This window comes from Staphylococcus sp. NRL 16/872 (genome assembly GCF_022815905.2).
Lineage (GTDB): Bacteria > Bacillota > Bacilli > Staphylococcales > Staphylococcaceae > Staphylococcus.
In genome coordinates, this window is the sequence record NZ_CP119327.1 from 1,914,937 (window position 1) to 1,938,033 (window position 23,097).

The following is a 23,097-nucleotide window of genomic DNA, read 5'->3' on the forward strand; positions in this document are numbered from 1 at the left end:
TAAAATTACCCTAAACCAAACATCTTAGTTAATGGTCCCCATGGTAAAATAACACCTAATACCATTGTTATAATGATTAACACAATTGTTGACCAGAATAAACCATGACTTGCTTCGCCTTTTTTTCTTTTAGCAATCGAAACTTCCATTAAAGCTACGACGCCAAGACCACAAAGCATTTTTAACGTTAGCAACATATGATTGCCACCCTCGCCATGGCTCGCTGCCATAAACTCTTGAATTAAGAGCCAGAAACCTGAAAACAATGTGAGTAACATAAATACTCTTAATGCCATTTGTATTGGTTTAAACATTGGTGTCGGACCTTGTTTTTTAGAAATATGTAAAAATGCAATAACATATAACACAATTGTTAATACCCAACTTAAAATATGCATATGTAACAAGACAAATCCCCCCATACTTATTATTAATTTTACCTCAATATCATAACATATATTGATAGCATTCTTGTAATTAAAAAAGGTCGCCATTAGGGCGACCTTTCAGAGGTTATAGAATAATATATTATTCGCTATCTTTAGCAATATACGTTGTTAACGTACCGATATTATCGATTGTAACTTTAACTTCATCTCCAGGTTGTAAGAATTGAGGTGGTTGTAATCCTGCACCTACACCAGCTGGCGTACCAGTAGCAATAATATCACCTGGATGTAAAGCAACATATTTAGAAATTTCTTCAATTAAATCATCAATTTTAGTAATCATTTGGCTTGTATTGCCATCTTGACGAATTTCATTGTTAACTTTAGTCACGATGTTAACATTTTCTGGTGTTGGAAGTTCATCTTTAGTTACGATGTAAGGTCCCATTGGGCAACCACCAGTTAAACTTTTAGATAAGAATGCTTGGTCTTGTGCTTGTTGCGCAGTACGATCAGTAATATCATTAATGATTGTATAACCGTAAATATAATCAAGCGCTAAAGCTTTCGGAATTTTCTCTCCGGCTTTACCAATTACAATACCAAGTTCGCCCTCGTAGTCTAATTGGTCTGTGATATCTTTATGATTTGGAATTGTTGCTTCGTCACCAGTTAATGATGAAGCGGCTTTCGTAAATACATATAAGCGCTCAACTTCATGATTTAATTCACTTGCATGATCTTTATAATTACGGCCAAATGCAATAACATTATTTGGAGGCGTAACGGGAGGTAAGAATTCAACATCGTTAAACGCAATCTTGTAGTTATCTGCTTTACCACTATCTTCAGCAGCAACAACAGCTTTACGTACTTCTTCTTGGAAATCTAACGTTTGGTTTTGTTGTAAACCTTCTAACAATGTTTTCGGATGGAAATCACCTTCACCAAATTCAGCGAAAACTTGTTTTAAATCCCATACTGCGTCTTCACGCTTAACTTTAACGCCATATGATTCAGCGTCATTATACTTGAATGATAAGAACTTCATTCATTATCAACTCCTCATCTATATCTTAGTTCATATTATAACTTTAAACATAATTAAATCACAAATATATCTGTCTGAAATTTTAGAAATTTAGCATATTCAATTCTTTTTTTAAAGTAATATGAACTCATTTATCCATTTAGATAATACATATCACAGCCCATACTTTTCGCTTTTTATTCGTCTTCATCTACGCTTATTTCTTCATATTGGAAGAAATAAAGTGAACCTGAAACTTTTGTTCCCAATATCGTTTCTAAAGTATTTTGATAATATTTCATTTGGATTTTATATTTCTCGCGAAGTTGCTGACCTATTTCTTCTTCTGTCATCCCTCTTCGTTTATTAAAGGCATCCGTTTTATAATCCACAAAATAATATTGACCATCTTTTAAATAAATTAAGTCAATCATTCCTTGTATGATAGACACATCTTCATCTGGCATTTCGTCTACCTTTGCTTGATTAACCACAAAAGGTAATTCTCTAAACACTTTATCAGCTTGAGCAATTTTTATATACAAATTACTTCTAACAAATTTCATGACTTCTTCAAATTGAATATCTTGTTTCGCATCTGCTTCAATAATATGTTTCTCTATTAAACTATCAATATAGTCATTTAACTCCGTTTCTGTTAAACGTTCTTCTTTAAATGGTAAATGTTGCATGACGGTATGCATTAATGTCCCTATTTCATTTGCTTTACGTTTTTTATTCTGTCTTAAGAAATGTGGACGTTCATAAGTTGCTACGCCAATGCGATATTGTCTTACTCTTTCATAGCTTGTACCACTTTCCTCTGTTTCAAGTTGACGTTTCAACTCAGACACGGATTGTTTTGACGGTTTTTTCGTATCTTTAAGATATGGATATTTAAAAGCTAACTGAGCGTTGATTTGTTGTTTTAAACTATCGTCGTTAGTGCCACTTGTTTCTATATCTTCTACTGTTCTATGTTCATTTTTTTGACCTTCATTTTTAAAAGTAAGGTCATCGAAATAAACAGTTTTAATGTCCACTGAGGGATATAAACTGTCATCTAAATTATCAATAGATGTTTCAAATTGAAGCTCAGGTACTAATGATGTAGATTGATGTTTAGCTAAAATGCCATAAATTAAGTCAAACGGCTTTGCCACAGACAAACGTTTATGTAGTGCAATACGTTGATTGGTAATTGGAAAACGTTCAAATTTAGCTAAAGTTTCTTCTTTATCGACGGAGCCTATTAATATAAGCTGCTCTTTTGCACGGGTTAAAGCTACATAAATTAAACGCATTTCTTCAGAAATTAATTCCTTTTCAATAATTGATTTAATCACTACTGAAGATAAAGAAGGAAACGCGATATTTTCTTCTAAGTCATAGTAGTCCATACCTAAGCCAAACTTCTGATTAAGTACAAGAGGCTGACGTATATCCCCTTTATTAAATTCTTTTGATAGACCTGAATAAATAACAAATGGAAATTCTAACCCTTTACTACTATGAACCGTCATCATTCGTACGACATTATCATTAGGACCAATGACATTTTCTTCACCAAAATCTTTATTACGTTCAATAAGTTCATCAATAAATCGAATGAATTGGTACAGCCCTCTAAAACTTGAATTTTCAAATTCAATTGCTTTATTAAATAAACCATATAAGTTAGCGCGTCTGCCTTTTCCACCTACTAAACCACTAAAGTATTGGATGACATAATGATCATTATAAAATTTATCGATGAGTTGATATACAGGATGTTCTTGACTATAGTCTTGATATCGAGATAAATCATCTAAGAAGCGTTGTAATTTCTCTTTCAATGCCGGTTGCGCATTGTCATCTTGTAGATAATGCATGATGGATTGATAGAAATAATCATCATGCGCACTGACCACGCGAATGTGCGCTAACTCATCTTCTGTAAATTGATAAATTACTGAACGCATTAAGCCAACTAAATAAATATCTTGTAATGGATTATCAATCGTTCTTAGAAAAGATAATACTAAACGGACTTCTGTTTGCTCAAAGTAACCTTCCTTGCTTTTAACATGAAATGGAATGCCATGATCTTTAAAAGCTTGTTGCAAGTTACGTGCATTGCTTAAGCCTCGCTCTAAAATAACGATATCTTTGAATGTAGCTTGACGATATGACTCCGTTTTAATGTCATAAACAAGTTTGTTCTCAATAATATCTTCTACTTGTTTGACAATGTATTGCGCTTCTTGTTCTGCTTTATCTAAATCATTGTCTGCACTACTAGACTTAATAAGTGCATGTAATTCGAGTGGCATCGATTTATCTGAATACTTTGTCGCACCAAAATACAAGCGTGCATCAGCGTCATAATTAATTTCGCCGACTTCTTCATCCATCATATGGTCAAATAAATAGTTCGTTGTTGATAAAACTTCTTTACGAGACCGGAAATTCTTGGATAAATCGATACGTAAACCAGTTTGATCTCCAACTTTGTCAAAGCGATTATATTTATTCATAAACAACGTAGGATCTGCCTGTCTAAATTTATAAATAGATTGTTTAACATCTCCTACCATAAATAAATTACCGTTCGATTCATCGCCACGTTTAATAGTTGAAATAATTGCTTCTTGAACTTGGTTCGTATCCTGATATTCATCAATTAAAATTTCTTCAAATTGTTGGCGATAATCTTTAGCAACATTTGAAGGGTGACCTTGTTCATCAGTCAATATTTGCAATGCAAAGTGTTCATAATCGGCAAAGTCTAAGACATTACGACTTCGCTTTTTCTCAGCAAAATCATTAATAATATCTTTAACAATTTGAATTAAATAGTGAATACGAGGTCCTAGCTTATTCATATCTGCTTTTAATTCTTCTACAGAACGCATCAAATACTCATTTTTAACTTTACCGAGTATTTTTTTATATTCATCATAAAATTCTTTAGCATCTACTAAAGTTTGAGGGTCAATGCCTTCGTCTTCATTTTCATTTTTAAGCTTTTGAGAAATTTGAGGTAACTTCTCCGAGGTATAGTTAATAATCATCTCACGATTAACTACGCTACCTTCCATCATTTTGGCACATTTCACTTTTTCTAATTTCATTACATCAAGATGCTTTTCTGTTCCAATACTATTAGAAAAGTTATTATCCGCTTCTAATAATGAATCATAAGCAGCTTTAATATAAATTAGAGATAATCTATTAAGTTCTGCAATATAGTCTTGTTGCAATTCTTCATTGTCATATAACTCTGTTAATGAATCTAACCACGCAAAAGGCGATGGATTTGCGATACTGAAATTATAAAATCGTTTTAATATATCTCTAAATTGATCATCATTCCGGTCATTAGACAATTGTTCAACTAACGTAAGAAAGTCTATATCTGGTTCTTCATAATGTTTTTCTAAAACTTCATCAATAGATTGTTCTAATAACAGAACATTTTCAACGTCGTTGATTGTTCTAAAGTTAGGATCTAAATCAATAACGTCATAATGTTGTTGAATAATTTTCAAACAAAAACTGTGTAGTGTTGAAATTTGGGCTTGATGAATCTTAATGCGTTGATTCTTAAGATGTTCGTTATTAGGTTCTTCTATAGATGCTTGTTGAATACGTTGCTCTACTCTATGTTTCATCTCTCTCGCACTTAAATTAGTAAAGGTAACCACGAGCAATTTATCCACGTCTATACCATCTCTAAGAATTTTTTGAATAATACGTTCAACTAATACTGCTGTTTTACCTGAACCGGCAGCTGCTGCTACTAAAATATCTTTCCCGCTAGCATAAATACTTTCCCATTGTGCATCTGTCCACTGGGCGTCTTGTGGCTTAACAGGTATATTATTCATCGTTATCCCCACTTTCTAACTCCACTTCTTGAATCGCTTGTATTGGGTCAATCGATTCATCAACGTAACGATAGTGTTTACTATCGATAATACTGTCGACGTGACAAACTGATTGGAAACTACAATATTGACATGGTAATTTATTATCAAATTTTAATGGTGCAACCTCGGTATGACCATCCATAATATTTGATGCTGTTTCAATGAAGTTATCTTTATTATGTTTAATGAATTTATGAATTGTTGTTTCATCTGCGACACTACTGCCTCGGCTGCTAAATCCACCGTCTTTTTTCAATGTAATCGGTACTATGTCAGATTTAGGTGCTGTATCTAAACGAATATCCATCGCATCCACAACGTTTGCGTCACTATTGACTAAGCCTCGTAATTTATATTTTTGAAGGAAAGCTTTATCTAATGCCTCTTCTTTTAAAGCATCTTCCATCATTTCTCCCCAATGTTTGAACTTAAGACGTTCATCGTGAACATGGAAATACAATAATCCACCAGGTTTAACTTCTTCACTCAAGCCTAAGCGTTGAGCATTTTGTAAAGCGATATCCATATAGGTCATCATCTGCATTTGCTTACCATAATATACTTTTTTCAAGTTTAGGTTAGCACTGTGATCAGATGATTTATAATCAATAATATTGATAAAACTTTTATCCTTTGTTGTATACGTATCAATACGATCGATTTGTCCACGAATATTAACAGGGATACCTTGTTTGGTAATTAAAGGTTGAGCGATTAATTCATCGTCATCACGTGGTGATTTTCTAAAGCCTGTTTCAAAGCGTTGTGGTCTAAATTTTGTATTTTCATTTTGATAACGTAAGGCTTTTAATGTACTTTCCACAATTACGCCGATACGTTTTGAAACATAACGATAATAAGCATTAGAATCCATTAAATTAAACTGTACATTTGGTAACACCTTTTCTAAAGCTTCGAGTGTTAGCAAATGAATTTTTTGATTATCAAGATGTTTAAAATCCCCATTAATTCTATCTGAAATGTATTTCAAAGCGGAATGGAAAATGTTGCCTAAATCGAACGTTTCTAATTTATATTTCGTACGTTCATTTAAACGCAAACCATAATTGGCATAGTGCTGAAATGGACAATCATTATAGCCTTCAAAGCGAGATACACTGGCGTTAATCGTCTTACCATATAAAGACGTCGCTAAATCTCCCTCTAATTGCACCGTTTTATTATCATATGTTAAAGCCGTTAATAAATAATTTAATCCTTTGTTTAAAACATCATTATCACGCATAACTTGATATGCATCTAACCATACATCTGCCACCATTTCATCTTCTAACCAAGCTTTGAGCGCTTCGAATAACACTACTTTTGTTTGGTGAGGATGTTCCATAAGGGTTAATGGATGCGCGTTATGTTCATAGTGGATATTAGTTACTTCCAAACCATTAAATAATGCTTGAATTTGATTTAAGAACGGACTTTTTTCTTTTTCATCCCCTTGCACACCCATTAGACTGTAAGAGAAAGTCAACTGTTCACAGGCACGTGTCATAGCAATGTAACAAACAAAAGCTTCATCCATTTGTAAAATGTCAGACGTAGGACTTAATTCTACACGTGTTTGTTGTTCAAACACTTTCTTTTCCTCATCCGTAATTAAACTAGATGAAGATACCGGTTGAGGCATCGTGCCATCATTCATTCCTACTATATAGATATGTTTTTTATTATCTACTTTAGCCAAATCCATCGTACCGATACTCACTTGGTCTAATGTTTGAGGTATCATTAAAAATTCAAGCTGTTCTAAACCGATATCAAAAACTTCTAAAAATCGATTCAATGTCATTTCCTCTTCATCAAAGACAATGACTAAGTCATCTAATATCTGAATTAAACCGTTCCAAAGTTGATCGATTTCTTCAGCTGCTTCATGGTAACCATCGACATCTAATTGATCTCGGTGAGCCATCAAATATTTTGGTACATCAAATGATTCCATTGTTTCGTAGAAGGCAGTTGCAAACCCTTTAACATGTGTTGCGTTATTCATTGCTTTTTCAAAACGCAATATTTTATCAATCATGTCATTTTTCAGTTGAACTACTTGTTCAAAAGTTGCTCGTTCTTCTTCAGTTAACTTATGTTCTTTACGACCCATTTTTGTAAAATTATCAATACTAAACAACTTTTCATCTAACCAACGTTTACCATAAATGCCACGTTCAACAACAAAATTTTCCAATAGATCAATTAGATAATCACTATTTTTAAAATGATTAGATAAAATATTAGTCTTAAATAAACGCATCATCGGACTTATATTCCAATTGGTTTGAATGACTTCAAGTAGCGAACGTACCATTTCCATAACAGGATGATGTGTCATAGGTTTCTTGGTGTCAATACTAAATGGAATATCGTACTGTGGTAAAACAGAATCGAATAAATAAGCATAGGATTCATCGCGATATAAAATAGCAATATCTTGGTATCTAAATTGATGATCACGTGCATCTTTAATTATTTGTCGCGCTATTTCATTAACTTCTTCACGCATACTTGAAGACTCTAGAATATGAATATGTCCTTGATGTGCAACCGGATTGATCTGTAAGGCATCAAATTGTTGTTCTAATTGCAGTAAGTCTGGATTATTAAAGCGATATTGTTGCTTAAAATGGGCTTGATTTAATTCAATATGTAAATCATTGGCTATCTCTTTTAAATGTGTTACTACTTCGGATGGCTTTCTGAATAAACTGAAAGGATCTTCATTGCCATCCGTTGTAAGAAGAACTGTCACCTTTTTAGCATGTTGTACTAATGCTTTAATAATTTGATACTCAAGTGTCGAAAAGTTATGAAAGCCATCTATATATATTTCTGCACGTTTCAGCCATTTAGATTGCGGTATGATTTGAATAAATTGATTCAAACTATCTTCGGCAGTTATAAATTCTCCATTTAAACGTTCCTCAAAATAACGATATATGAGTGCAATATCTTCTAATTTATGACGTGTTCTCGTTTGAATTTCGTTCTCTTTCAAGAATAAATCCAAATGTTCAGGTGTGACAGAATATTTTTTAAAATCTTGTATTTGTTCGCTCAATTTCTCACTAAAGCCATAATAGTTCACTTGTGATTGATATAATTTAAGTTCTGATTTATGTTGTTGTACAAGGTCATAAATCATCATCTCTGTACCAGCTTGAGTTAATCGTTCTTCAGTTAATCCCCCAACTTCTTGAAAGATTCTATAACTTAATCGTTCAAAGTGTAAAACTTCAGTTCTTAAACTGCCATTTAATTCCCTATCTTTAACAAATGATTGTTCTAATTGAAACGTATTTTGTGTAGGTGCGATTAAAATAATTGGATCACCTAATGGGTCTTGTTTCATTTGTCTCTTAATATTGTTAATCATTTGATGTGATTTACCAGTACCTGCTCTGCCAAGATAAGCATTCAATTCCATTATTCCCACTCCTTTAATGTTATTTTAACATAGAACATACGTTCCCTAAAGTGATTTATAACTCTTCTCATAAAAATAAAAGCGGAGTGAAATTCAAATTAATGAATTCTACCCCACTCACAATTTACTTATTATCTGGATTGAAATTAAACTTAAAGTCATTTAAAGGCCAAAATCTAAATGAAACTTTACCGACAATTTGGTTCTTGTCAATTAAACCAAATGCACGGCTATCTTTACTAACTTCTCGATTATCTCCAAGTACTAGATATTTGTCTTTAGGAATAACATTAGAATTTGGATTCGCATTTGTTAAATCTTTGGTTTCAAATGATCCTGTGATATATTCGCCTTGTTTACGCTTTTCATTATAATCTAAATAAGGTTCATCTACTTTTTTACCATTGATATACAATTTGTCATTTTTATATGTAACATTATCTCCAGGTACACCGATGACACGTTTTACATAATCATCTGTTTTATTTGCGTGAAAGACAATGACATTTCCTTTTTTCACGTCTCCAACTTTATATCCTAAAATATTTACCATGACGTGTTGACCATCTTTTAATGTTGGATCCATTGAGTCGCCTTTAATTGTATATGATTTAGCGACAAAGTTGACCATTACCCATACAAGTAATACACCTATCGCTATAGCGACAATCCATTCGATTATTTCTTTTTTCAAATATAACACCTCATCTACTTGTTAAACTGATAGGTAAATTCTTTAAATGGATAATATTTCAAACTTACATCGCCAACAATGTCTTTGTCCTTGATTAAGCCATAAGTCCTTGAATCACTTTTTTTATCCCCGTTATCGTTTAAAACAACATACGAATTAGGTGGAATAATATCTCCATCAGAATTATTCAAATCGCGTAACGCTAAATTTTTAATATCTCTATTTTTAGCATAACTTTTATTTACTTGTCTATCATCACGATATAATTTACCGTCTCTTACTTCGATTGATTCACCCGCTTTTCCGATAATACGACTAAAATGAAGTTGATGGTTATGACGATACATGATAATATCTCCATCATTTAATAAATTAAATGTTACTTTGATTTTATTAATGATGACCCGATCATTTTTATTAAGCGTAGGAGCCATGTCATCGTTCGTTACTACCGCGCCTCTCAAAATAAAAGTTTGGATGAACATGACAAATATAATTGCACAAACTAATGGCACTATCCATTTCATTATTTTTCGCACTTCGTCACTCCTCATCAGCACCCATAAAATATTTTTCTACCCTTTTCCCAATAAACCATAGTGCCACGGTGACTATAAGTAACGCAACTGCGCGTATTGGATGAGTTAAAAATGTTGTAACCTCTTTTCCCATTACAGCTAAAAAAGTAATAGATATCAACTTAGAAACAAGTAATATCAGGAAATAATATTTTGCTTTAATATGAGATAAACTTGCTACAAAATTGACTAGTGTATTTGGTGTAAAAGGGAAACACATTAAAATAAAAATAGGCACTAAGCCTTGTCTATCAATAAAATGGGTTAATTTCACGACTGATTTTCTTTTTCTAATCTTTTGCATAAAATGAGCGTTAACAAATTTTCTACAAATATAAAATACCGTATAGGTTCCCGAAACAATACCTAACCAACTTATTCCTGTGCCTATTAGAAAACCATACGCATGAACATTCATAATAACGTATAATGTTAGCGGAAGTACAGGTACAATAGCTCTCAAATAGAGTATGATAAAGCCTGCGAAATAACCTAGTTCTTGGAGTACGTTAAACCATTGCTCAATTTGATGGAACACTATCGCATCGAATCCTTCCTTAAAGTTAATAGCACTTTTAAATACTATTATACATAAATTATTTTACACACACTGTGCTAGAAATCTACCTTTATAATAACAAATCAGTCACAGGTAGTAGCATCAGCTCATTCCTTAGTTTTAAATATAATAGTATAGAACCAAAAAGTCGATATGGAACAGAAACCATATCGACTTTAATTACTTCAGTATTATTAAATTGCGATTCAACGTAAATATTATAAACGATCTTCTAATTCTTTTTTCTTATCTTCATATCCAGGTTTACCAAGTAAAGCAAACATGTTTTGTTTATATGCTTCTACACCTGGTTGGTTAAATGGATTTACGCCTAATTGGTATCCACTCATAGCACATGCTAATTCGAAGAAGTATACCACATAACCAAATGTTTCTTCGTCTAATTGAGGAATATTAACCACTACATTTGGAACGCCTCCATCAGTATGTGCTAATAAAGTACCTTCAAACGCTTTAGTATTCACTTCATCAATTGTTTTACCAGCTAAGTAGTTTAATCCATCTAAATCTTCACTATCTTCTTCAATAGTAATGTCATGTTTAGGGTGGTTCACTTTCACAACTGTTTCGAATAAGAAACGACGACCTTCTTGTACATATTGACCTAAAGAGTGTAAATCAGTTGTGTAATTTGCACTTGATGGATAGATACCTTTGAAATCTTTACCTTCAGATTCACCGTATAATTGTTTCCACCATTCATTAAAATATTGCATAGAAGGCTCATAGTTAATTAACATTTCAGTAGTATAGCCTTTGCTATAAAGAATGTTACGAATTGTCGCATATTGATATGCAATGTTTTCATCTAAATTATCAGATGATAATTCTTTACGCGCTTTGTTAGCACCAATCATAATAGATTCGATATTGATACCAGCCGCTGCGATTGGTAATAAACCTACTGCAGTTAATACTGAATAACGGCCACCTACGTCATCAGGTACAACAAATGTTTCATATCCTTCATTGTCTGCTAATTGTTTTAAAGCACCTTTCGCTTTATCAGTTGTAGCGAAGATACGTTGTTTCGCTTCTTCTTTACCATATTTATCTTCGAGTAATTTTTTAAATAATCTAAACGCTACAGCAGGTTCAGTTGTAGTACCAGATTTAGAAATAACGTTAACTGAGAAATTTTTATCTGCTAAGTAATCTACTAATTCTTGAGTATAGCTTGAAGATAAGTGATTACCTACAAAGACAATTTCTGGGAATTCCGAATTATTACGGAAAGCTGGCGTTAACATTTCAATTGCCGCACGCGCACCTAAATATGAACCACCAATACCGATCACTACTAATACATCAGAATTTGATTTAATGCGTTTAGCAGCTTCAACGATTCTTGAAAATTCTTTTTTATCATAATCTTCAGGTAAATTTACCCAGCCTAAGAAATCATTACCAGCGCCAGTTCCTTCATGGATAGTTTTATGAATCGTTTTCACGATATCTTTTTGTTGATCTAATTCATGTTGTCCGAAAAATTCTAAAGTTTTACCATAGTCTAATTGAATATGAGTCATTTAAAAAGCCTCCTGATTTCCTTATTAATTTAATTCTACTAACTTTAAGTCCCCTATTCAATTGACAAGTCTGTCAATTCACAAATATCTGTCATATTGGTCAATATTTAGTCACTTTTCGCGAAAAATAAAATGAATATTTCTTTTTTATTATTATAATTAAAAATACTTACAAACTCTTTATTTATTGATTTTAAACAACTTTAAAATTCTAGACTTAATCCCTTTTTATGCATAATTATGTAAAATAATGGTTTTATTTTCATTACACTTCTGTTAGTATGAAGTTATATTAATTTTCAGAAAAATTATGAGGTGAGCATATGAAAGATAAAATTGTATTAGCGTATTCAGGTGGCTTGGATACAAGTGTGGCAGTTAAATGGCTTATAGATAAAGGCTATGATGTAGTAGCAGTTTGTTTAGATGTTGGTGAAGGCAAAGATTTAGACTTAGTTCATTCAAAAGCATTAGATATGGGTGCTGTTGAATGTCACATTATTGATGCAACCAAAGAATTTAGTGATGACTTTGTAAGTTATGCAATTAAAGGAAATCTAATGTATGAAAATAGTTATCCACTCGTTTCAGCATTATCTCGTCCACTTATTGCTAAAAAATTGGTGGAAATTGCTGAACAAACGCAGTCAATCGGAATTGCACATGGTTGTACAGGTAAAGGAAATGATCAAGTACGTTTTGAAGTGGCTATTAAAGCATTAAATCCAAATCTTAAATCATTCGCACCAGTGAGAGAATGGGGTTGGAGCCGTGAAGAGGAAATCGATTATGCGATTAAACATGATATTCCAGTTAGCATTAATCATGGTTCTCCTTATTCAATCGACCAAAACTTATGGGGCCGTGCCAATGAATGCGGAATTTTGGAAGATCCTTATGCAGCGCCTCCTAAAGACGCTTATGATTTAACGGCTGAATTAGAAGATACACCTGACACACCTGAAGAAATTATTCTTTCATTTAAAAATGGTATTCCAGTACAACTTGACCATAAAGATTATGATTTAGACCAATTAATTCTTAAATTAAACGACATTGCAGGTAAACATGGAATTGGACGTATCGATCATGTTGAGAATCGTTTAGTAGGTATTAAATCCCGTGAAGTATACGAAACGCCTGGCGCTGAAGTTATATTAAAAGCGCATAAAGCACTTGAGACACTTACATTAACTAAAGATGTCGCTCACTTCAAACCTGTCATTGAAAAACAATTTGCAGAACAAACATACAATGGGCTATGGTTCTCACCATTAACTGATAGCTTAAAATTATTTATCGATAGTACGCAAAGATATGTTGAAGGTGACGTACGAGTGAAATTATTCAAAGGTAATGCGATTGTTAACGGTAGAAAATCTCCGTACACATTATACGATGAAAAATTAGCAACTTATACAAAAGAAGATGCCTTTAATCAATCTGCGGCAGTAGGCTTTATTGACATCTATGGCTTACCTACTCAAGTGAATGCCTTTTTACATGGAGGTTATAGTAATGAGTAATAAAGCATGGGGCGGGCGTTTTCAACAGCAACCAGAAGAATGGGTTGATGAATTTAACGCTTCAATAGAATTTGACCAAGTATTATTAGATGAAGATATACAAGGTAGTATTGCTCATGCAACAATGTTAGCAAATCAACATATTATTTCTAATGCAGATAAAGAAACGATCATCAAGGGGCTAAAAGAGATTCAGCAAGATTTCCATCAACATAAATTAGAATTCAAGCAGTCTCTTGAAGATATACACTTAAATATTGAACATGAACTAATTCAAAGAATTGGCGATGCGGGAGGAAGATTGCATACGGGTCGCAGTAGAAACGACCAAGTGGCGACTGACTTGCACTTATATGTCAAAAAGGAAGTTCAAGAAATACAAACGCTTATTCGTTCATTCCAATCATCAATTTTGACACTTGCTCAATCACACGTAGATACAATTATGCCAGGTTATACGCACTTGCAACGTGCGCAACCTATTTCGTTCGCCCATCATATTATGACTTATTTTTGGATGCTTGAACGTGATGATTCACGTTTCACTGATAGTATGAAACGTATTGATATTTCACCACTAGGGGCAGCGGCTTTAAGTGGAACTACCCACCCTATTGATAGACATGAAACTAAAAACTTACTTGGTTTCGAATACATTTATGAAAATAGTTTAGATGCTGTAAGTGATCGTGATTATATAGTAGAAACATTGCATAATATTTCACTAACAATGGTACACTTATCGCGTTTTGCTGAAGAAATTATTTTTTGGTCTACTGATGAAGCAAAATTTATTACGTTAGCCGATGCCTTTTCTACTGGGTCATCTATTATGCCTCAGAAAAAGAATCCCGATATGGCTGAGCTCATTCGTGGTAAAGTCGGCCGTACGACAGGTCATTTAATGGGTATGCTTGTTACATTAAAAGGCTTGCCTCTTGCCTACAACAAAGATCTACAAGAAGATAAAGAAGGCCTATTTGATTCAGTACGTACAGTTAAAGGATCATTACGTATTTTTGAAGGCATGCTTAATACACTAACTGTTAATAATGACCGTTTAAATGAAACAGTGCATCAAGATTTCTCAAATGCGACAGAACTTGCGGACTATCTAGTAGAGAAACAAGTACCATTTAGAAAAGCACATGAAATTGTAGGTAAAATTGTCTACGAATGTATTCAACAAGGCATTTATTTACTCGATGTGCCATTAGAGCGTTATAAAGAATTAAATGAAGCTATTGAGCCTGATGTATATGATTATTTAAAACCTGAACGTTGTATTAATCGTAGAAAAAGCTACGGGTCTACCGGCCAAGATGCTGTACACCATCAATTAAAAGTAGCGAAAAAAGTATTAAATACTAAATAAATCAAACTGGAAATACCCCTACCATAGGCCAATTCATATGTATAGGGGTATTTTTCTATATTTTACGTTAATTATATTGAGTAATTTTTAAAAATTTAAGAGTTACAATAAGCTTTTGCTAAGTCTCTTCCTTTCAAAAAAGTGCTTTGCTAAATTTGAGATGTACTTTAAATTTGAAAGGATGGATTTTTTTGAAAACAACAAAAAAAGCAATAATCTCAAGTTTAACTGTCGCTAGTTTAGGACTCACTATTTTACATACTCCAGTTGAAGCAAGTGGTGCAGGTACAGGCCCAATCTCTTCAACAACATCTTCAAATAATTCTCAAGTGTGCCAATCTAATCAAGCTCAACAAGTCCCTGTTAATACGCATTATCGTAAAGATAATCCTAAGTGGACGACCAATTTAACGGGTGAACGTTTTAGTACTATAGCTCATCGTGGTGCGAGTGGCTATGCACCGGAACATACATTTTATTCTTATGATAAAAGTCATAACCAATTAGGTGCTTCTTACATTGAAATTGATTTACAACGTACTAAAGATGGTCATTTAGTAGCAATGCATGATGAAACCGTAGATCGCACTACAAATGGAACTGGCCGAGTTGAAGACTATACCTTAGCTCAATTAAAACAACTTGATGCTGGTTCTTGGTTTAATCAAGCAAACCCTCAATACGCAAATGCTGAATATAGTAATGCTAAAGTGCCTACATTAGATGAAATTTTATCACGTTATGGAACGAATGCGAATTATTACATTGAGACAAAGACACCAGATGTTTATCCAGGTATGGAAGAACAATTACTAGACACTTTAAAACGCCATAATATGTTAACAAAGGATTCTTTAAATAATGGCCATGTATTAGTACAGTCATTTTCAGAAGCAAGCTTACAAAAAATGCATAACTTAGCTCCTAGCATTCCATTAATTCGATTATTAGATAAAAATGAATTGCCTCAACAAAGTGAAGCGGATTTACAACGTATTCGTTCATATGCGATTGGTGTGGGCCCTGAATATAGCGATTTAACTGCGCAAAATACGAGTCATTTAAAAGATTTAGGATTCATCATTCATCCTTTCACAGTTAATGAAATAGCTGACATGCAACGACTTAATCAATACGGTGTAGATGGCGTATTCACTAACTATGCAGATCAATATAAATCAGTATCAGCTCATAATTCAATGCAACGATTATAAAATAAAAACACTAGTTATCTTCACTACAATTGTCTTGTAGTAACATAACTAGTGTTTTATTTCGAAAAATATTATGATCTTAACTCATTACTGCTTTAGAATTTTCACATAAACTTTTTGCTCTGGAATAGTTAGCATATTCGTTATTGAAAACATGAAGAACATCAGAAAATAGCATAAATACAAAATAATATTTCTTTCATGATATGCGATTAACAAAACAATACCTAAAAAAGTAAAGAATCCACACATTAAATACCACAATATCATAACTAGTTGGAATTTAATTTTAGGAATCACTATTATTTTATCCGGACTATTAGCAAAATTAATATGTTTAATTTTCTTTTTATTATATATGTAAATGTGAAATATGACTAAAAGTATCGCATAAACGAGACAAATAATAATATTTAAAAAGTCACTAATATTGGTATCAAAATAATGTTCAATAGATCTTACAAAAGAACTAAGAAGCACACCAGTTCCCACGGTACTCCATATTACGCCTCCATTATTTTTACCTCTATATAACCCTAGTTCATCAATTTCTGCATCAGTAAGCTCTATACACCTTTTGGGAATATACCAGTTAAGCATAGGCAAAAGATAGGTTAACCAATTGCTAGTTAAATCTATTAAATAGTTTTTACCATTGCAATTTATTATTCTGTATTTAAGCCTTTTATGTAGACCCATCGCTCTTGCATCAAGCAAGTTATCAGCTCCATAACATAGAATAGCGCTATAACTTGTTTCTATTTCATAACAAGCTATAGCGCTTTTAAATTTATTTTATTAAAAGCTTATGCCCATCCACGGTAGCGTGCTGCTTCAGCAGTACGTTTAATACCTACAATGTAAGCTGCTAATCTCATATCTATTTTTCTGTTTTGTGCTAATTCGTAAATAGTATCAAAAGCAGTTACTAATTTTTCACGTAATTTTTCATTAACTTCTTCTTCTGTCCAATAGTAACCTTGATTATTTTGTACCCATTCGAAGTAAGATACAGTTACACCACCAGCACTTGCTAATACGTCTGGTACTAATAAGATGTCACGTTCAGTTAAAATACGTGTTGCTTCAGGCGTAGTTGGACCATTTGCTGCTTCAACTACGATATCTGCTTTAATGTCGTGTGCATTATCTTCAGTAATTTGATTAGAAATCGCTGCTGGTACTAAAATATCACAATCTAATTCGAATAATTCTTTGTTAGAAATTGTTTCATCAAATAAGTTTGTTACTGTACCAAAGCTATCACGACGATCTAATAAATAGTCGATATCTAATCCTTCTGGATCATGTAATGCACCGTATGCATCAGAAATACCTACAACTTTTGCTCCCATATCATATAAGAACTTAGCTAAGAAACTACCTGCGTTACCAAAACCTTGGATAACTACACGTGCATCTTTTACATCAATCCCTCTACGTTTAGCAGCTTGCTCAATTGCAATAACAACACCTAATGCAGTTGAACGGTCACGACCTTGTGAACCACCTAAAACGATTGGTTTACCTGTGATGAAACCAGGTGAATTAAATTTATCTAATGCACTATATTCATCCATCATCCAAGCCATAATTTGAGAGTTAGTAAATACGTCTGGAGCTGGAATATCTTTTGTAGGACCTACGAATTGAGAAATTGCACGCACGTAGCCACGTGATAAACGTTCAACTTCATGGATACTCATTTGACGTGGGTCACAAACGATACCACCTTTACCACCACCGTATGGTAAATTAACGATACCGCATTTTAAAGTCATCCACATTGATAAAGCTTTAACATCGTCTTCGTCTACATCTGGATGGAAACGTACCCCACCTTTTGTAGGACCTACTGCATCGTTATGTTGCGCACGATAACCTGTAAATGTTTTAACTGTACCATCATCCATACGCACTGGGATGCGAACTTGTAAGAATCGTAATGGTTCTTTGATTAAATCATACATTCCATCGTCAAATCCCAATTTGTGTAATGCTTCCTTAATGATACTTTGTGTAGAACTCACTAAACTATTATTCTCAGTCATGTTCACTTTCGCCTCTTTTTTAACAAATGATTTCGCTTTCAAACATATTGTAACATATGTGATTGCTTTTTAAAGGGTTTTCAAAATGAATGTTACAACTTTTTGAACTTATTCAAAAACGCTTCTAATTCTATCTAATGCATCGTCTAATTCTTCTTTAGAAATTACTAATGGTGGTGCAAAACGGATTACTGTATCATGTGTTTCTTTACATAATAGTCCTTTTTCTTTTAGAGCTTCACAGTAAGGTCTAGCACTTTCATGTAACTCGACACCAATAAAGAGGCCGCGTCCACGCACTTCTTTAATCGCTGGGTGTTTAATTTTTTGTAATTCTGATTTGAAGTATTCGCCTAATTCATTTGAACGGCCTGGTAAATCTTCATCTAAAATAACATCTAATGCAGCAATTGATACGGCACATGCTAATGGGTTACCACCAAATGTTGAACCATGTGACCCTGGAGTGAAGACATCTAACACTTCTTTGTCAGCTAATACCACCGAAATTGGTAACACGCCACCACCGAGTGCTTTTCCTAAGATATAAACATCCGGTTTAACATTATCCCAATCTGTTGCAAATAATTTACCTGAACGGCCTAAACCAGCTTGAATTTCATCAGCGATAAACAAGATGTTATGCTCATCACATAATTCTCTAATTTCTTTAAGGTAGCCTTCTGGTGGAATATTAATCCCTGCTTCCCCTTGAATAGGCTCTACTAAAATAGCTGCTGTATTATCATTGATTGCTTCTTTTAGTTGATTAACATCCCCGAAATCAACTTTGCGGAAACCATCTAGTAATGGACCGTATCCACGTTGATATTCCGCTTCAGAAGATAATGATACTGGCGCCATAGTACGACCATGGAAGTTACCATTAAAGGCAATAATTTCAGCTTTATTCGGTTCAATTCCTTTCACATCATAAGCCCAACGACGTGCAGCTTTTAATGCAGTTTCAACCGCTTCTGCACCTGTATTCATTGGTAATGCTTTATCTTTACCAGCTAATTTACAAATCTTTTCATACCATGCACCTAAATTATCACTGTGGAACGCACGAGATACTAAAGTTACTCTATCCGCTTGATCTTTCAATGCTTGGATAATTTTAGGATGACGATGTCCTTGGTTAACAGCTGAATATGCTGATAACATATCCATATATTTATTACCTTCTGGATCAGTTACCCAAATGCCTTCTGCTTCTGCTACGACGATTGGTAGTGGCACGTAGTTATGTGCTCCATAGTGGTTTGTTAATTCAATGATTTGTTCTGACTTAGTCATAATATCTCCCCTTTGCTTAAATTATATTAAAACTAATGGCCATACAAGAGCGGCTTTCATGATTAATACATAGGTATACTTCTCTTTTTTGAAAATGAAAATAGAATTAGTCCACTTTTTTAAAGAGGTATACATGTTGTGAAAGCCCTTACAGATATAATGACATATTACATTGTATTTTTACAAGTAAAATAATAAAAATTTTCGGATAACTTTAATGCTAAAATTTTTATAACTATAGTATGTATAAAAGCTTGCACTACATGCGCAGTACAAGCTTTCCTAATTTATTATTTATCTTTACGAGGTAATGGATAGAATCCTTCGTTAAATTGTTTCCATAAATTTGGTGTTAATTCATGATTATCTTCACGTTCAGGATCGAAGTAAGAAATAATTTCGTTTTCTTTTCCTTCTTTAATTTTCTCAATGAAATTATAATCTAATAGAATTTCACGACCAAGTGCGACTAATTCCACGCCTGTTGATTCAATCGCATCTAATGCATCGTCTGCAGTAAATACTGAGCCGATACCAATCACTGGCATGCGACCATCTACCCATTTACGGATTAATTTCAAGCGTTCTTGACCAGCATATTTACCTTCACGTGTTTCAGAGTGGATATCTCCAATTGAAATATGCACGTAGTCAATTGCTTTCTCAGTAATTGTCTTAATTAATTGTTCAGTTAACTCCATTGAAATACCTGGAGATTCTGCTTCTTCAGGAGATAAACGGTAACCAACGATAAAGTCTTTATTAGCGTGTTGTTCTTTCACTTTAAGCACTTCATCTATCACAGCTGTAGGGAACTTCATGTGGTCGCCCCATTCATCATTTCTTCTATTATAATATGGAGAAACGAATTGATGGATTAAGTAATGATTGGCACCATGAATTTCAACACCATCGAAACCTGCTTCAATCACACGGCGTGTCGCTTCGCCGAAATCTTTAATTGTTTGTTCAATTTCTTCAGGTGTGATTTCTCTCGCATCGTGTTCTTGTTCTTGACCGAAACTTTTAAGTGAGATAGGACTTGGCGCTACGACGTCGCCATTAGGTGTTAAGTTTGGTAGAGCTTGCGCACCACCATGATGGATTTGTACTAACGCTTTCGCGCCATTTTTCTTCATTGCTTGTGCTAAGCGTTTTAAACCTTCTATATCTGAATCATGTGCAACTGATGGTTGTCCTGGGAAAGCTTTACCAATATCATTCACATTACTAGCGGCATTAAGTGCTAAACCTACATCTTTAGAACGTTTTTCAATATATGGAATTTCAACGTCTGAAATCGTGCCATCATCATTTGATGAAATGTGTGTTAGAGGCGCTAACACAAAACGGTTTCTTAATTCAACGCCATTAGGTAATGTTACTGTTTCAAATAACTTTTCATATTTAGTATTCATAATGATTCCTTTCCTCCTTATTTATGCTCAAACTATAGCACGGATAGAAAATTGTTCTCTAGTTTTCTGCTTGCATGTACATGCATACTTATTATATTTACCTTCTACAATTATTAAAGTTAATCAAAATCAACCTTGCATAATATAATTCTCATATTTAATTATCGTTACGAATTACTCGTAATACTAAAAAAGCTAACGTTACTGTATGTAAGTAACGTTAGCTTAGCGTGTTTACAGTCAATCAATTACTACGAATCGCACGTTTAGACTGCTTAATCCAGACCGGTAGGCGTTCTTCAAGTGTTTGAAACCCATACTTTTCTGTTTCTTTAATTTCATCTAATACTGACTGCTTTTCTTTTTTTCGTTCATAATTCTTAAAGTAATCATTATCTTTGAGTGACAAATTAAGTTTTCCTTCATCATCAATTGATAAAATCTTCGCTTTAACAACTTGTCCTTCTGATAGAAATTTTTTTAAGTTGTGGACATAATCATCCATGATTTCTGAAATGTGGATTAGTCCTTCAGTATGGTCAGGGGCCTCAACAAAAGCGCCATACGGTTGAATGCCAGTCACACGCACTTTAATATGCTGACCTACTTTATAGTGAGTATTCAACTTGATAACCCCTTATTCGATATTCTTAACATATTTATAATAGCATAAAACATAAATTTGGACTAACTATTAAGGGAGAAAAATTATATTTTTCAGTTTTTTATTATATTTAAACTGCATTAATTTGAATTGGTTATTGTGACCTATCGAGAATTTAGGTTAAGGTAGTTTAATTTCTAAAAATATTCAAGAATTAAAAAAGCGAATCGATAAATTACTCATCGACTCGCTCCAATTACAATACTATTTAAATAAATATTTTCCAAAGTTGACAGCATTTAACATGCTCGTTTACTTTATGCTTTTTTATCTTCAACATCAATTGATTCGATCACTACGTCATGAACCGGTTTGTCTTGTGCACCTACTTTAGTATTAGCAATATCCTCTAATGTTGATTCACCTTCGATGAGTTGACCGAAAACAGTATGTTTTAAGTCTAACCAAGGTGTGCCACCTTTTTCACTATAAGCTTTCGCGATCGGTTCTGGCCAACCACCATCAACTAATTGATCTAACATAGTTTCTGGTACTTCTTTCATTTGCACAACGAAGAATTGTGACCCATTAGTGTTTGGACCGGCATTAGCCATTGAAAGTGCACCATATAAATTGAAAGCTTCTTTTGAAAGTTCGTCCTCAAAAGCGCCACCATATATACTTTCACCGCCCATACCAGTTGCAGTGGGATCGCCACCTTGAATCATGAAATCATTAATCACACGATGGAAAGTAACGCCATCATAGTAACCATTTTTCGAATGTGTCACAAAGTTTTCAACGGTTTTAGGTGCGATATCTGGAAATAACTTAAACGTCATATCGCCTTTATTTGTATGCATAACTAATTTAATTTCATTATCTTGTACCTCTTTATTTAACTGTGGGTAGTTAGTCATTTAGATTCTCCATTCATGTTATGATGATATAGATATATATTAACATATTTGAAAGGGAGTAATATAGCATGTTATATCGTTTCTCACATAAGACAGGCGCATATGGCGTAACGATTAAAGAGGAGAATGAAGATCAAGTACTCGTACAAGTTGAACAAGTCATCAAACATCCTAAACAAGGTGATTTACACAACCCTGGTCAAGTAGAAGGTGTCTTCTTTCATGAACGTCGTGCCTTAAGTCATTACGAAAAACGCTACGCAACAAGTTCACAACTTCGTGACTTTAATGTTGAAGAAATGAAATACGAAGATTCTCTTCAACAAGCCATCACAAAAATGGAGAATGATCTAAAACAACAAGACACAGAATTTTCAAAAATGGCTTTAAATAATCTTGAAAACCTAAAAAATGACTACTCAATTCAATATAAACAAAAATTTTTCTAAGCAATTTTGACGTGTTTCTTCTTATTTAACTAGTTCTAGGAAATCACTGTGTACATGGGCTTTCACCGTTTTTCAGAATGGAATGATTCAT

18 protein-coding genes are annotated in these 23,097 nt (G+C 33.5%); 4 read left to right on the forward strand and 14 right to left on the reverse strand.

The window, feature by feature from the left end:
* Positions 1–5: 5 nt before the first annotated feature.
* From MT340_RS09550 to MT340_RS09585, 8 genes are all read right to left on the reverse strand, one after another.
* Positions 6–407: a YisL family protein gene (locus MT340_RS09550; protein WP_243589742.1), complete on the reverse strand. Its 402-nt coding sequence runs from the start codon at positions 405–407 to the stop codon at positions 6–8.
* A gap of 121 nt (positions 408–528) precedes the next feature.
* Positions 529–1,440 carry a fumarylacetoacetate hydrolase family protein gene (locus MT340_RS09555; RefSeq protein WP_243589743.1) on the reverse strand — a complete coding sequence of 304 codons (912 nt, stop codon included), beginning with the start codon at positions 1,438–1,440 and terminating at the stop codon, positions 529–531.
* 176 nt (positions 1,441–1,616) lie between these two features.
* Positions 1,617–5,288, reverse strand: coding sequence for a helicase-exonuclease AddAB subunit AddA (addA, locus tag MT340_RS09560; RefSeq protein ID WP_243603824.1), 3,672 nt, complete (start codon positions 5,286–5,288; stop codon positions 1,617–1,619).
* Entirely contained in the window at positions 5,281–8,769 is a 3,489-nt protein-coding gene (addB, locus tag MT340_RS09565) for a helicase-exonuclease AddAB subunit AddB (RefSeq protein WP_243589744.1), read from the reverse strand. Before addB ends, addA begins: the two co-directional genes overlap by 8 nt.
* A gap of 124 nt (positions 8,770–8,893) precedes the next feature.
* On the reverse strand, positions 8,894–9,463 hold the full coding sequence (gene lepB, locus MT340_RS09570; RefSeq protein ID WP_243589745.1) for a signal peptidase I: 570 nt from the start codon (positions 9,461–9,463) through the stop codon (positions 8,894–8,896).
* A gap of 14 nt (positions 9,464–9,477) precedes the next feature.
* Complete coding sequence (lepB, locus tag MT340_RS09575; protein WP_481906665.1) at positions 9,478–9,990, reverse strand: signal peptidase I; 513 nt, start codon at positions 9,988–9,990, stop codon at positions 9,478–9,480.
* Positions 9,991–10,006: 16 nt separating this feature from the next.
* The gene (locus MT340_RS09580; RefSeq protein WP_243590262.1) at positions 10,007–10,582 is read right to left on the reverse strand and encodes a TVP38/TMEM64 family protein; all 576 of its coding nucleotides are present in this window, start codon (positions 10,580–10,582) and stop codon (positions 10,007–10,009) included.
* A gap of 236 nt (positions 10,583–10,818) precedes the next feature.
* Entirely contained in the window at positions 10,819–12,150 is a 1,332-nt protein-coding gene (locus MT340_RS09585; protein WP_243589747.1) for a glucose-6-phosphate isomerase, read from the reverse strand.
* Positions 12,151–12,473: 323 nt separating this feature from the next.
* On the opposite strand from MT340_RS09585, the gene MT340_RS09590 reads away from it, so the two are divergent.
* The 3 genes from MT340_RS09590 to MT340_RS09600 all read left to right on the forward strand — a co-directional run bounded on the left by MT340_RS09590 (position 12,474) and on the right by MT340_RS09600 (position 16,265).
* Complete coding sequence (locus tag MT340_RS09590; RefSeq protein WP_243589748.1) at positions 12,474–13,676, forward strand: argininosuccinate synthase; 1,203 nt, start codon at positions 12,474–12,476, stop codon at positions 13,674–13,676.
* Positions 13,669–15,051 carry an argininosuccinate lyase gene (gene argH / locus MT340_RS09595; RefSeq protein WP_243589749.1) on the forward strand — a complete coding sequence of 461 codons (1,383 nt, stop codon included), beginning with the start codon at positions 13,669–13,671 and terminating at the stop codon, positions 15,049–15,051. Before MT340_RS09590 ends, argH begins: the two co-directional genes overlap by 8 nt.
* A gap of 191 nt (positions 15,052–15,242) precedes the next feature.
* Positions 15,243–16,265 carry a glycerophosphodiester phosphodiesterase gene (locus MT340_RS09600; protein ID WP_243589750.1) on the forward strand — a complete coding sequence of 341 codons (1,023 nt, stop codon included), beginning with the start codon at positions 15,243–15,245 and terminating at the stop codon, positions 16,263–16,265.
* 87 nt (positions 16,266–16,352) lie between these two features.
* On the opposite strand, the gene MT340_RS09605 is transcribed toward MT340_RS09600, so the two are convergent.
* The 6 genes from MT340_RS09605 to MT340_RS09630 all read right to left on the reverse strand — a co-directional run bounded on the left by MT340_RS09605 (position 16,353) and on the right by MT340_RS09630 (position 22,557).
* The gene (locus tag MT340_RS09605; protein ID WP_243589751.1) at positions 16,353–16,982 is read right to left on the reverse strand and encodes a DUF443 family protein; all 630 of its coding nucleotides are present in this window, start codon (positions 16,980–16,982) and stop codon (positions 16,353–16,355) included.
* Positions 16,983–17,071: 89 nt separating this feature from the next.
* Entirely contained in the window at positions 17,072–18,316 is a 1,245-nt protein-coding gene (locus MT340_RS09610) for a Glu/Leu/Phe/Val family dehydrogenase (protein WP_243590263.1), read from the reverse strand.
* A 108-nt stretch (positions 18,317–18,424) separates the two neighbouring features.
* The gene (locus MT340_RS09615) at positions 18,425–19,615 is read right to left on the reverse strand and encodes an ornithine--oxo-acid transaminase (protein ID WP_243589752.1); all 1,191 of its coding nucleotides are present in this window, start codon (positions 19,613–19,615) and stop codon (positions 18,425–18,427) included.
* 290 nt (positions 19,616–19,905) lie between these two features.
* Complete coding sequence (locus MT340_RS09620; protein ID WP_243589753.1) at positions 19,906–21,033, reverse strand: NADH-dependent flavin oxidoreductase; 1,128 nt, start codon at positions 21,031–21,033, stop codon at positions 19,906–19,908.
* A 244-nt stretch (positions 21,034–21,277) separates the two neighbouring features.
* On the reverse strand, positions 21,278–21,658 hold the full coding sequence (gene ygs, locus MT340_RS09625; RefSeq protein ID WP_243589754.1) for a S1 domain-containing post-transcriptional regulator Ygs: 381 nt from the start codon (positions 21,656–21,658) through the stop codon (positions 21,278–21,280).
* 296 nt (positions 21,659–21,954) lie between these two features.
* Complete coding sequence (locus tag MT340_RS09630; protein ID WP_243589755.1) at positions 21,955–22,557, reverse strand: peptidylprolyl isomerase; 603 nt, start codon at positions 22,555–22,557, stop codon at positions 21,955–21,957.
* A 68-nt stretch (positions 22,558–22,625) separates the two neighbouring features.
* On the opposite strand from MT340_RS09630, the gene MT340_RS09635 reads away from it, so the two are divergent.
* Positions 22,626–23,006: a kinase-associated lipoprotein B gene (locus MT340_RS09635; protein ID WP_243589756.1), complete on the forward strand. Its 381-nt coding sequence runs from the start codon at positions 22,626–22,628 to the stop codon at positions 23,004–23,006.
* Positions 23,007–23,097: the final 91 nt, after the last annotated feature.

Bases quoted from the DNA above. Each gene is read 5' to 3' on its own strand.
- MT340_RS09610 (WP_243590263.1), bottom strand. From the start codon at position 18,316: ATGACTGAGAATAATAGTTTAGTGAGTTCTACACAAAGTATCATTAAG.
- MT340_RS09555 (WP_243589743.1), bottom strand. From the start codon at position 1,440: ATGAAGTTCTTATCATTCAAGTATAATGACGCTGAATCATATGGCGTT.
- addB (WP_243589744.1), bottom strand. From the start codon at position 8,769: ATGGAATTGAATGCTTATCTTGGCAGAGCAGGTACTGGTAAATCACAT.
- MT340_RS09585 (WP_243589747.1), bottom strand. From the start codon at position 12,150: ATGACTCATATTCAATTAGACTATGGTAAAACTTTAGAATTTTTCGGA.
- addA (WP_243603824.1), bottom strand. From the start codon at position 5,288: ATGAATAATATACCTGTTAAGCCACAAGACGCCCAGTGGACAGATGCA.
- MT340_RS09590 (WP_243589748.1), top strand. From the start codon at position 12,474: ATGAAAGATAAAATTGTATTAGCGTATTCAGGTGGCTTGGATACAAGT.
- MT340_RS09615 (WP_243589752.1), bottom strand. From the start codon at position 19,615: ATGACTAAGTCAGAACAAATCATTGAATTAACAAACCACTATGGAGCA.
- MT340_RS09635 (WP_243589756.1), top strand. From the start codon at position 22,626: ATGTTATATCGTTTCTCACATAAGACAGGCGCATATGGCGTAACGATT.
- MT340_RS09630 (WP_243589755.1), bottom strand. From the start codon at position 22,557: ATGACTAACTACCCACAGTTAAATAAAGAGGTACAAGATAATGAAATT.
- lepB (WP_481906665.1), bottom strand. From the start codon at position 9,990: ATGAAATGGATAGTGCCATTAGTTTGTGCAATTATATTTGTCATGTTC.
- MT340_RS09620 (WP_243589753.1), bottom strand. From the start codon at position 21,033: ATGAATACTAAATATGAAAAGTTATTTGAAACAGTAACATTACCTAAT.
- argH (WP_243589749.1), top strand. From the start codon at position 13,669: ATGAGTAATAAAGCATGGGGCGGGCGTTTTCAACAGCAACCAGAAGAA.